Below are 11806 nucleotides of genomic sequence, written 5' to 3'. Positions count from 1 at the left end.
ACGGCCTCGGTCCGCAAACGGTTGGCCAAAGCTTGCCACATCAACTATCAGGTGTGCGTGTGGAGTTCCCGGAGCTCAGGAGGCCGCGATGCGGCGCCTGGCGGGGAGCGGCCGCGGATCGGGTCCCGGTGCCACGGTGTTGGACACCTGGCCGATGCCGTCGACCGTGAGGGTCACGGTGTCACCGGGGCCGGTGCCCGAGCCCAGGACGTCCCAGGGACGGACCCAGGTGCCGTGCGCGGCCTCGTGCACCGGGCGCGTTCGGCCCGGCCGTGCTCGCCCGGTCTCCGGGCGTGTCTCATTCGGCGGGCCCGAACCATGCGCCCGGGCCCACGCGTCACTCGGTCGGTCTCCCCCCTGCACATCGGACGCACTTCACGGGTCGGGCGTACCTCCGCGCACCGGACTCATCTCACGGGCCGGGCCCGCCCCGCCCCGCACACCGGGCGCCCGTCACCCGGCCGGCTCGCCTCCGCTGGCCTTTGCGTCTTCGGCGTCGGATGGTCGGAACAAGATCGGTGAGTCGAAGCTTCGTCCGACCGGTCGCGGGTCGTCCCTCCGTGTCCGTGACGAGGCGGGCCGACGCGCCGGGGGCGGGGAACGGTTAATCCATGCGCTCGGGTCGTTCCCCGCCTCTCCCGCCTGTCCTGCTCTCCAGCCCCCTTGCTCCGGCGCAGCCGGGCCTCGCCGCTGTCGCCCCGTGCGAGCCGGACCCGCCCATGAACTCCCGGTAGTTGTGGGTCGTGCGGGCCAGGGCGTCGATGTCGAACCGGGGGTGTCTTGTGGGCCACCACCCCGACGCGGCCCGGGAAGCGCTCCATCTCGTGGGGAAAGCCGGCCGACGGGTTGAGGGCGCGACAGCCGGCGTCTTCCAGTGCCCGCGCCACCGTACGGGCGGCTCGCGCTCCCCGGCGAGGTCGGGGTGGTGCAGGCTCACCGCCGCGGCGTCGTCCGCTCCCGCCTCCAGTCGCACCGCACGCCGCCACTCCGCGTCGATGCTGGGCAGCTTCCGGTCTGCTGCTTCCCCGGCGGTGTCCTAGTCGGCCGTGCCGCCCCTCCCCGTCGGAGTTGGAATTCCAAACTCGCTACGCCGTTCGGTCTGGGCGTCCGGGCAAGGGATGTCTTCACGGGGTGGGCCGGACCCGGCCGGTGCGCGCTTGAAGTTTGAAACCGATCGGTTTACGGTGCTGTAAACCGATCGGTTTCCTACTCTGGAGATGACCATGACCTCGATCAAGGACGCTGTCGTACTGGTCACCGGCGGCAGCCGTGGCCTGGGCAAGGCGCTGGTGGAGGAGCTGTACGCGCGTGGCGCCGCCAAGGTGTACGCCACGGCCCGCGACCCGCGTACCGTGACCCACCCCGATGCCGTGCCCCTCGCCCTGGAGGTCACCGACCCCGCATCGGTCGAGGCCGCCGCGGCGCAGGCCCAGGACGTCACGATCCTGATCAACAACGCGGGCGTCTCGCTGGGCGCGCGCTCCTTCCTCGACGCCCCCGTCGACGACGTACGCCGCGAATTCGAGATCAACTTCTACGGGCCGCTGCTGGTCACCCGTGCCTTCGTCCCCGTCATCGAGCGCAACGGCGGCGGACACCTCCTCAACGTCCATTCCCTGCTCTCCTGGCTCGGCGTGGCCGGCTCCTACAGCGCCACCAAGGCCGCCCTGTGGTCCCAGACCAACTCCCTGCGCCTTGAACTGCGTTCGCACGGCATCGGGGTCACCGGACTGCACGTCGGTTACATCGACACCGACATGACCTCGAACATCGACGCGCCCAAGTCCACGGCGGGTGACATCGCCGCCCTGGCACTGGACGGAATCGAGACCGGGGCGTACGAGGTGCTGGCGGACGACCGAACCCGGGATGTGAAGGCGGCACTCTCCGGGGATCTGGCGGTGCTGTATCCGCAGCTGACCGAGTAGGTGCCCGCGGGGGCGGCCGACCAGTGAGACCTCACTGGTCACAGCCGTCGCGAGCACCGGCGTTTCGGCCACGCACCGCCGCCGCGGAAGCCTTGTGCCCCTGCGACCGAGCGTTCCCCGGTTCGACTCCGCCTGGAGCCGGAACGTACTCGTCCCGCAGGACCTCGCCTGCCGGCCCCTGCGCGCCAGGGAGAGCATCACGCTCGGCCGCCGCGCGCCCGTGACGACGGCCCGGTGTGGGAGGCCATCGACGCGGTCGGCAGGCGTGAGGCGGTCGAGCGGCTGCCCCACGGACTCGACACCCTGCTCGCGCGCGAGATCTATGGCGGCGCCGAGCTGTCCGGCGGACAGTGGAAGCGCCTGGCCTGTGGGCGTGCCCCTGTACCGCCGTACACCCCTGCTCATCCTGGACGGGCCGCCGTCACAGGTGGATCCGCGCGGCGAGGCTGAGCGCTCTGGTCGGGCGAGCTGAGCAGTGCGGCTGGTGAGCGAGTTGATCTCTGTTTGGGCGTCGGTGCGGATGTCGTTGCAGAGCGGGTGCATAGGATCGCCGGCATGGCACTGCGACCTGTGATGGCGAACATAAAGGCTCTTGATCACTCGGCGGTCGGCCGGTTCTGGGCGGAGGCGCTCGGCTGGAGTGCTTACAGCCCCGGCGTGACCACCTACGTGGGACCCGCCGGCGGCCTCGTTTGGCCGGACCCGGTCGCCGTCGGCGTCGACGTCGTTCCCGTCCCGGAACCCAAGACGACGACAAAGAACCGTGTGCACCTCGATCTCGCCACCACCTCTGCGGCCCATCAGTCGGAGTTGGTCGCGCGCCTCCAGGCTCTCGGTGCGACGCCCGCAGACGTGGGCCAGGGCGACGTGCCGTGGACGGTCCTCGCCGACCCGGAGGGCAACGAGTTCTGCGTGCTGCAGCCTCGGGAGATCTACCGGGACACCGGGCCGATCGCCGCGGTGGTGGTCGACTGTGCGGATCCGCGGGCCATGGCGCGGTTCTGGGGCGAGGCGATGGACTGGACCCTGCACGAGGTGACCGACGATCATGCGGTGTTGCGCTCCGCCAAGGGTGTCGGCCCGTATCTCGAGTTCCTCCGCACGCCCGACGTGAAGACCGTGCCGGACCGCGTCCATCTTGACCTGCTGCCGTACCCCGGTGACGACAAAGAAGCGGAGGTGGCGCGGCTGCGGGCCCTCGGGGCCACCGACCTCGACCTCGGCCAGGGCGACGTCCCGTGGACGTGCCTGGCCGACCCGGAGGGCCACGAGTTCTGCGTCCTCGCCCCGTCCTGACGCGGAGCCTTGACGACACCCCCGAAACGTGAGCCTTGTGTGCTCGTGCGCCGTGACCCGGGTGGGGTGGGCTGCGGCGCCTCGGGCGTCTCGGGCCCATGGAGCCGGGGGCGGGCCCGCATCCGACAACGCATGGCGCCGCTCTCGCCGCGAGCCTCCTGGGGCAGGTCGCGATCGTCGCCGGGCTCGCAGATCTTCTCCGACACCCATGCCGGCGCAGCCTTGTTCACCACGGCGTGCACCAAAGACATCCGGACGGCAGTCAGCACTTTGTCGATCCGACGCTCGCCCCGCACCGGCTTCGTGCCCGGCCCGGGCACCACCACCCGCCGCTGACCGCCAAGTCCCGGGGTCCAACGGCCTCGGCGTACGCCTTCGTCGTCGGCTGCGCCCGCGCCGGGCCAAGCTCAACTCTCGTAGGAAACGGTCGGTCCTCGATCCCCCCGGAGAACATCCGCCTCGCGGACCGGATCGTCGTCCTGCGGAGTGGCCGCGTCGTCGAGCAGGGCAGTTACGACGACCTCGTGCACACCGGCGGCCTCTTCGCCGAACTCGTCGCCCTGGCCGAAGACCGGTGACGGCGGCGGGGGCGTCGTACGACGGCTCGATACGATCATGATCAGGCTGACGGACAAGGCCCGCCCGGCGCCCGGGCCATTGCCGTGCTCACCGGGCGGGACCACACCGACGAGGGGAATCGAACCATGGAGTACGTCAAGCTCGGCACGAGCGGCCTGGAGGTCTCCCGGCTGGCGCTGGGCTGCATGAGCTACGGCGTTCCCGACCGGGGGCCGCACCCGTGGACCCTGGACGAGGACGCCGCCCGTCCGCTCATCCGCCAGGCGCTGGACGCGGGAATCACGTTCTTCGACACCGCCAACAGCTACTCCGCCGGCACCAGCGAGGAGATCGTCGGCAAGGCACTCGGGGAGATGGTCCGGCGCGAGGACGTCGTGATCGCCACGAAGGTCTACTTCGCGGTGGCGGACGGCGCGGCGCGCGGCGACCGTCCCAACCGGTCGGGGCTGTCCCGCAAGGCGATCATGACCGAGATCGACCACAGCCTGCGCCGGCTCGGTACCGACCATGTCGACCTCTACCAGATCCACCGCTACGACCCGCACACTCCGGTCGAGGAGACGATGGAGGCGCTGCACGACGTGGTCAGGGCGGGCAAGGCCCGCTACATCGGGGCGAGTTCGATGTACGCCTGGCAGTTCGCCAAGCTGCAGCACACCGCCGAACGGCACGGCTGGACCAAGTTCGTGTCCATGCAGAACCACTACAACCTCCTCTACCGGGAGGAGGAACGGGAGATGCTGCCGTTCTGCGCCGACCAGGGCGCCGGCGTGATCCCCTGGAGCCCGCTCGCCCGTGGCCGGCTCACCCGCGACTGGGAGACCGCCAGCGTCCGCAGCGAGACGGACGCCTACGGCCGCACCCTGTACCAGCCGGACGACAAACGGATCGTCGACGCCGTCGCCGCGATCGCCGAACGCCGTGGCGTCCCGCGGGCCCAGGTGGCCCTGGCCTGGGTCGCCTCCCGCCCCGGCGTCACCGCACCGATCGTCGGCGCCACCAAGCCCATCCACATCCCGGACGCGCTCGCCGCACTCGAACTCCGGCTCACCGAGGACGAGATCCGGGAACTGGAGGAGCCGTACACGCCCAGGGGGATCGCCGGCCACTGAGGCCGACCGCGCGCCATACCCTCGCGAACGCCCGTCTGGCCCTTTCCTGGACAGACGGGCGTCACGGTATCTAGGGTTCTTGTCCAACAATGGAAAATCAGTCCACGTTGGAGACCGTCATGGCCGCCGCTTCGCCCGTAACGTTCGACGACGTCCGTGCCGCCGCCGTACGCCTCGAAGGCGTCGCCCATCGCACCCCGGTCGTCACCTCGCGCACCCTGAACGCCCTCGTCGGCGCCGAGGTGTTCATCAAGTGCGAGAACTTCCAGCGCGTCGGCGCCTTCAAGTTCCGCGGCGCCTACAACGCCGCCGCCCAGCTCTCCCCGGACCAACTGGCCAAGGGCATCGCCGCCTACTCCTCCGGCAACCACGCCCAGGCCACCGCCCTGGCCGCCCGCGAACTCGGCACCAGCGCCGTCATCCTGATGCCCGAGGACGCCCCGCGACTCAAGCGGGAGGCGACCGCCGGATACGGCGCCGAGATCGTCACCTACGACCGCTACACCGAGGACCGCACCGCGCTCGGCACGGCCCTGGCCGAGGACCGCGGCCTGGCCCTCATCCCGCCCTACGACCACCCCCATGTCATCGCCGGGCAGGGCACCGCGACCCTGGAACTCCTCGACGAGACCGGCCCGCTCGACGCCCTCCTCGTGCCCGTCGGGGGCGGCGGCCTGATCGCCGGCAGCGCCACCGCCGCCAAGGCCCTGCACCCCGGTATCCGGATCGTCGGCGTGGAGCCGGAGGAAGGGGACGACACCAAGCGCTCCCTGGAGAGCGGCACCCGCGTCACCCTGCCCGTCCCCCGGACCATCGCCGACGGGCAGGCCCTGCCCACGCCCGGCGAGCTCACCTTCGAGATCAACCGGCGCCTGGTCGACGCCATCGCCCTCGTCAGCGACGCGGAGATCGTCGCCGCCATGCGGTTCGCCTTCGAACGCATGAAGATCGTCCTCGAACCCAGCGGCGCCACCGGCCTGGCCGCGCTCCTGGCCGGCCGCGTCGACAACCTCCCGCCCCGCATCGGCATCATCGCCTCCGGCGGCAACATCGACACCGGGCGGTTCGCCGAACTCATCGGCGGATGAGGGGAGTCGTGGTGCGGCGTGACAAGGCACATGCGCCGTTGCGAGCCCGTCGGATAGCGTGAGCGCATGTCTACGCCCCGAATTTCCTAGCTGAGGACCCGCTTCCACACCAGAAGTGCGTCCTCTTGCTATTTCGGAGCGTTACATCATGATCACCGCTCGCGATGTCGAGCTGCGCGCCGGTGCGCGCCTGCTGCTGTCCGGCATCTCCTTCACCGTCTCCCCCGGCGACCGCATCGGTCTCGTCGGCCGCAACGGCGCCGGCAAGACCACCCTGCTGCGGATCCTCGCCGGTGCCGAACGGCCGGACACGGGACGCGTGGTGCCCGGACACGGGCTGCGCCTCGGCTACTTCGCCCAGGAGCACGACACGCTCGACACCGGCCGCACGGTCCTGGAGAACCTGAGGGCGGCGGCACCGCACCTGGACACCGGTGAGGCGCGGCGGGTGCTGGGCGCGTTCCTGTTCGGCGGGGACGACGCCGACAAGCCCGCGGGTGTCCTCTTCGGCGGCGAGCGGACCCGGCTGGGGCTGGCCGGCCTGGTCTACTCCGGGGCGAACGTCCTGCTGCTGGACGAGCCGACCAACAACCTCGACCCGGCCTCCCGCGGCGAGGTGCTGGCCGCGGTCGACTCGTATCCCGGCGCGATCGTCATGGTCACCCACGACGAGGGCGCCCTCGACGCCCTCCGCCCCGACCGCGTCCTGCTGCTTCCCGGCGCGGACGAGGACCTGTGGAGCGAGGACTACCGCGGCCTGGTCGCCCTCGCCTGAGGGCTGCTGTCCTTAAACTCCCCATCCGGGTTTCACCATGGTCATATAAGATCCACGCAATTTGATCACCAAATCTTGATTGTGGGGGGAGCTGATCGTGAACTCGCATGTCGTCAAGGGGGCTTTCGCGCTCGTACTGAGCGGGACCATGGTGGGGGCGCTGTCCACCGAGGCGGTCTCCGCGCCGACCACGGGCGCCGCGGCGGGGACGGCTGCGGTGACCAACGACCCCGTACAGCCCGGCGTCTGGGGTACGGCCACCGAACTCGCCCCCTCCGCCCAGCATCGCGTCCTGGACCTGCAGGCCCGCGCCGACGGCGCCCTCGTCGCCCTGCGCGACCAGCCCCAGGACCCCACGCAGACCGCTGAGGTCCGCCGGCTCACCGTCCAGGTCCGTCCGGCGGGCTCCACCACCTGGGCCGCGCCCCAGACGTTGTCCACCGCCGCCGACTACATCCTCGACGCCAGCACCCTCGCCCCACAGGCCGACGGCTCCTTCCTCGCCTACTGGCGCGAGCGCGTACCCGGGGGCACGTTCCTGCTGAAGGCCGCCACCCTGGCCCCCGGCGCCACCCGCTGGTCCGCCCCGACCACCGTCGCCACCACCGACTGGGCCGACTGCCCTCCAGTGGTCTTCGGCAACGCCACCGGCCGCCTCACCGCCGTCTGGGCCACCCCGGTCTTCGGCGGCCGTGAGCTGCGCATGTCCGAGCGGCCGGCCCCCGGCGAGGACTGGTCCGAGCCCACCGTGTTCGACACCGTCAAGAGCGACACCGAGGAAGGGGAGTGGTACCTGACCGGGCTGCACGCCACGGTCGACAAGGCGGGCAACGCGGCCATCGCGTGGAACCTCGACGACGCCTTCCGTGACGGCGGCCTCACCGGCGCGACCGGGACCGAGGTCTCGTACCACTCCCGGATCATGGAGCGGAAGGCCGGCGCGACCACGTGGGGCGACGCCGAGGACCTGACCCCCCTCGCCGGCACCCATCCGGGTGCCCTCCGCCTCGACGCCGACCCGGCCGGCGGCCTCACCCTCCTGTGGGCGAGCGCCGGCAACGGACCCGTCCGCTTCGCCCGCAAGAGTGCCCCCGGTGAGGCCTGGAGCGCCCCCGAGCAGACCCCGCTCACCGGCTGGTACGCCCCCCGCACCCTGCCCCGTCCGCTGACCGGCCCGAACGGCGACGTCACCCTCGTGGAGGACACGAGTAAGGCGGTGGTCTCCACCACTCGCTCCGCCCGCACCGGCGTCTGGGGCGCCGTCGAACAGGCCGACGACCGCCGTCCCTTCGGCTCCACCCACTATGCCGTCAGTTCCGGCATCGCCACCGACGGCACCGTGTTCGCGGGCTGGGCCGTGTCCATCGGCGGCGGCAAGTACCGGTTCGTCTCCGGCTTCCGCACCCGCGGCGGCTGGTCGGCGCCCAAGACGCTGGGCACCACCACCGACTACCGGGGCATCGGCGGCGCCGTCACGGTCGCGGGCAGCCGCCCCACCGCACTCTGGTACGACGACTCCGCCTCCGGCGGGCCGCTGTACACCGTCTCCGGCACCAGCCGCCCGCTGCCCCGCGCCCGGGACTACGGCGACGACGGCCACGCCGACGTGCTCGCCCTGACCGGTACCACCCTGACCCGGTACGACGGCGACGCCGCGGGGCATCTCGCCGCGGGCTCCGTGCACAGCGGCGCGGTCACCGGCGGCTGGCCCTCCGGCACCCGGTTCGCCGGGTTCGGCGACCTGAACGGGGACCGCGTCAACGACGTCCTCGCCGTGCTGCCCGCGGGCGAGGCGCGCATGTACGAGACCCCGGCGGGCCGGCTGCCCGTGCCGACGTCCCCGTACAAGAAGACCAGCAGCGACTGGCGCGGCTACAACGTCCTGACCACCCCCGGCGACCTGACCGGCGACGGCCGCGCCGACCTGCTGGCCCGGTCCGCCTCCACCGGTGACATCTACCTGTACGCGGGCAACGGCAGCGCGGGATTCGCCCCGCGCGTCAAGATCCGGTCCGCCTGGAAGGGGTACACCCGGGTGATCGGCGCCGGGGACCTCAACGGTGACGGCCGCGGGGACGTGCTGGCCCTCGACGGCTCCGGCGAGCTGTGGCGCTACAACGGCACCGGCACCGGCAAGCTCGCCGACCGGGTGCTGGTCTTCCGCGACTGGGGCAAGAGCTACCGGCAGGTGCTCGGCGCCGGTGACCTGAACGGCGACGGCAAGGCCGACCTGCTCTCGGTCGACTCCGACGGCGTGGCCTGGCTCAACCCGGGCACCGGCCACGGCACCTTCGGCAGCCGGGTCCGCCTCGGCTCGGGCTGGACCGGCCGCACCCTTTCCTGACCTGCGGCGTCCTCCCCGACCGGCAGCACCCCCTGCTGACCGGCGGCCCGCACCGGGGGGCACCCCCTGGGTGCGGGCCCTCCTTCCCGGGGCGCCTGGAGAGGAAACCCCGACCGGCCCCGCGGGCAGGTCGGGGCCCGGGCGAGCATGTCTTCGCCTGCTGAAAGGCCCGGACGAACCCAGGCGACCGCAGCCCACTGCTCGCCGCCTGAGCCGACCGACGGCGAGCCCTGCTGGGGGCGGCGGAACCGGGCGCCGACCTGACCCGGGCGTTGGGGACGGCGGTGGAGCGGTCCTTGGCGGCACCGGACGAGGGGGCCGCCACGGCGCTGCTGCGCACCCGCGGAACTGCTGCGGGCGGGCCGGCGGTTCGGAGCGGTACAGGTGCGACTCGTCGCGGCGGCGGCCACGGACGCGATCCGGATCGCGCTGCGGACCTGGGCGGACACGGAAGCGGGAGTCCCCGGTGAGGACTCAGCGGCCGCCCTGACGATCCACTGCCTGCGGCAACTGGTGGGCGGGATAAGCGCGTTGGTGCCGGGCGGCGGCAGCGGGGGTCAGTCGGCCCGTGTCTGCTGGGCGGGATGCGTCTCCAGGAGTTCTTCCACCCTCGGAGTTCCGGTGACCGTGCCGAGAAGCCGTTCCGCGAGGGTGATGCCCTGGGGCCAGATTTCTCCCTCGTGGGCGCACCACATGGGGGCGGCGGGGTCGCGGAGGTCGGCGATCGACCAGATGGTGCAGCCCCAGTCGTAGAGCAGGACGAAACCGGCCGGGATCTCGCCGGTCGGGTCCGGGCCGTCCTGGTACAGCTCTGCGATGTCGTAGAAGTTGCCCTGGGGACACCCTCCGCGTACGCCGAGGATGCCCTCGCCGGGGCCGAACCCTCCGTTGGCCACCTCGCTGTACAGGCGCGGCAGCAGCGAGGGCAGCGGGAACCCGATGGCCGCCTCCGCCTCGGCGAGGGCCTGCGGCGTCGCCGGCGGCGGCATGACCCGTCCGCGCACGTGCCGTCGCACCGCCTCCACGACTTCGTCATTCGTCACCGCGGAACAGTAACCGCTGGGCGCGGCGGCCCGATTGTCAGTGGTCGCCCTTACGGTTCGATCAGTGAGGACCCGCTGGAACGGCCGCGGGTCCGTCCTGGGGAGGGGTCTGCCATGACCACGGCGTCCGCGGTGTCGACGACGTATCTGGAGCTGTCGCAGGAGGGCGGCGGAGCCCACAAGTTCTACGAGGTGAGCGTCGACGGAACCGTGGTGACGGTGCGGTACGGCCGGATCGGCGCCGCCGGGCAGACCCAGACGACGACCTTCCCGACCATCGAGAAGGCGAGGGCGGCCGCCGCGAAGAAGGTGGGGGAGAAGGTCCGCAAGGGATACGCCCCGGCGGTCCAGGGGCAGCGCGCCCCACGTGCGGTGACTCGGCGTCAGGTCAGTTCGGCCCCGTCCACCGCGCGGGCGGTGGCACCCGTGCTGTGGCGGTTCCGCACCGGCTCGGCCGCCTTCGGCATCCATGTCGACGACGAGCACTGCTGGGTCGGCAATCAGGCGGGTGACGTCTACACCCTCGGCCACGACGGCGCCGTCCTCGCCCGGTTCAGCCTGCCGGACGGGGTGAAGTGCCTGGTCGCCGACGACTTCTGGATCTACGCGGGCTGTGACGACGGCAAGGTCTACGACCTCTCCTCCAAGCTGCCGTTCGCCGCGTACGACATCGCCGCCGACGTCGACATCTTCTGGCTCGACATCCACGAGGGCATCCTGAACGTGTCGGACCGCGACGGCCGGCTCACCGTCATCGACCACGAGGACGAACACCAGTGGGCCCGCCGCAGCCAGGGCGAACACGCCTGGATGGTGCGCGCCGACGACCGCGCCGTCTACCACGGCCACCACCGGGGCGTCACCGCCTACGCGCCCGACGGCAGCGGCGAGTTGTGGCACACGGCCACCCGGGGCAGCGTGCTGTTCGGCTGGCAGGAGGACGACGCCGTGTACGCGGGTACCGGTCACCGCGTGGTCCAGCGGCTGTCGAAGGCGACCGGCGCCGTCGAGGCGACGTACGCCTGCGACAGCGCGGTCTACTCGTGCGCCACGTCCCCGGGCGGGCGGTTCGTCTTCGCCGGGGACGCCGCGTCCTCCGTCTACTGCTTCGACCAGGACGGCACGCGCCTGTGGAAGCTCGGCACGGGCGACGGCTCGGCGCTGTCGATGCAGTACCGAGACGAGCGGCTGTACCTGGTGACCACCGACGGCTCGCTGGTGTGCGTCGACGCGAGCGAGACGGCCGTCGCCGCGGCCCAGCAGGGCACGGTGCCGGTCGCGCGGGACGTCAAGCTCGCCGCGGCCCTTCCGACCTACCAGCCCGCCACCGCGGTCACCGCCGTGGCCACCGTCACGCAGGCTCCCGCCAGAGCCGTCGTGGTCGAGTGCGTGCAGGAGAGCGGACGCCTCCGGGTGCATGTCGTGTCCGAGGGCTACGACACCTCCTGGAAGGTCCAGTTCCCGCGGGCGATACGGGAGCCGGGCGCCCGCTACGTCGTGGACGCCCTGCACCCGGCCGCCGGCGGCTTCTACCGCGTCCGCGGCGACATCCGCCGCCTGCTCTGACGCTCCCGCTCTCCTGCGCCGTTCGGTCCAGCCGGCCGGCACCTCAAGGCCGCACGGCCTGCGCCTCAGCGAGCC

General features: G+C 71.9%; 8 protein-coding genes and 3 pseudogenes. 9 read left to right on the top strand and 2 right to left on the bottom strand.

Translation table 11 applies throughout. The annotated features are described in order from the left end of the window. Nucleotides 1-75: 75 nt before the first annotated feature. A pseudogene (locus AB0M27_RS30370) lies at nt 76-243 on the bottom strand (hydroxylase); the annotation flags it as partial. A gap of 980 nt (nt 244-1223) precedes the next feature. Here AB0M27_RS30370 and AB0M27_RS30365 point away from each other — a divergent pair. The 8 genes and pseudogenes from AB0M27_RS30365 (at nt 1224) to AB0M27_RS30330 (ending at nt 9122) form a co-directional block, all read left to right on the top strand. Further along, on the top strand, nt 1224-1928 hold the full coding sequence (locus tag AB0M27_RS30365; RefSeq protein WP_365726232.1) for an SDR family oxidoreductase: 705 nt from the start codon (nt 1224-1226) through the stop codon (nt 1926-1928). A gap of 148 nt (nt 1929-2076) precedes the next feature. Beyond that, nucleotides 2077-2379, top strand: a pseudogene (locus tag AB0M27_RS30360) (ATP-binding cassette domain-containing protein); the annotation flags it as partial. Between the two features lie 104 nt (nt 2380-2483). After that, nucleotides 2484-3224, top strand: a complete 741-nt coding sequence (locus AB0M27_RS30355; protein ID WP_365726230.1) for a VOC family protein — start codon at nt 2484-2486, stop codon at nt 3222-3224. Between the two features lie 236 nt (nt 3225-3460). Further along, nucleotides 3461-3802, top strand: coding sequence for a hypothetical protein (locus AB0M27_RS30350; RefSeq protein ID WP_365726266.1), 342 nt, complete (start codon nt 3461-3463; stop codon nt 3800-3802). Between the two features lie 126 nt (nt 3803-3928). Further along, the gene (locus tag AB0M27_RS30345; protein ID WP_365726228.1) at nt 3929-4915 is read left to right on the top strand and encodes an aldo/keto reductase; all 987 of its coding nucleotides are present in this window, start codon (nt 3929-3931) and stop codon (nt 4913-4915) included. A gap of 119 nt (nt 4916-5034) precedes the next feature. After that, complete coding sequence (locus tag AB0M27_RS30340; protein WP_365726226.1) at nt 5035-6003, top strand: threo-3-hydroxy-L-aspartate ammonia-lyase; 969 nt, start codon at nt 5035-5037, stop codon at nt 6001-6003. Nucleotides 6004-6229: 226 nt separating this feature from the next. Next, nucleotides 6230-6778, top strand: a pseudogene (locus tag AB0M27_RS30335) (ATP-binding cassette domain-containing protein); the annotation flags it as partial. Nucleotides 6779-6875: 97 nt separating this feature from the next. After that, a complete protein-coding gene (locus AB0M27_RS30330; protein ID WP_365726224.1) occupies nt 6876-9122 on the top strand; it encodes a VCBS repeat-containing protein in 2247 nt (748 codons plus the stop codon). A 557-nt stretch (nt 9123-9679) separates the two neighbouring features. On the opposite strand, the gene AB0M27_RS30325 is transcribed toward AB0M27_RS30330, so the two are convergent. Continuing rightward, complete coding sequence (locus AB0M27_RS30325) at nt 9680-10165, bottom strand: SMI1/KNR4 family protein (protein WP_365726222.1); 486 nt, start codon at nt 10163-10165, stop codon at nt 9680-9682. A gap of 114 nt (nt 10166-10279) precedes the next feature. Here AB0M27_RS30325 and AB0M27_RS30320 point away from each other — a divergent pair, with 114 nt between their 5' ends. Next, nucleotides 10280-11731 carry a WGR domain-containing protein gene (locus AB0M27_RS30320; protein WP_365726221.1) on the top strand — a complete coding sequence of 484 codons (1452 nt, stop codon included), beginning with the start codon at nt 10280-10282 and terminating at the stop codon, nt 11729-11731. Nucleotides 11732-11806: the final 75 nt, after the last annotated feature.

The organism is Streptomyces sp. NPDC052107, from assembly GCF_040680215.1.
Classification (GTDB): Bacteria; Actinomycetota; Actinomycetes; order Streptomycetales; family Streptomycetaceae; genus Streptomyces.
The sequence above is the reverse complement of the archived record's forward strand: the minus strand, read 5'-3'. Positions and strand labels throughout refer to the sequence as shown.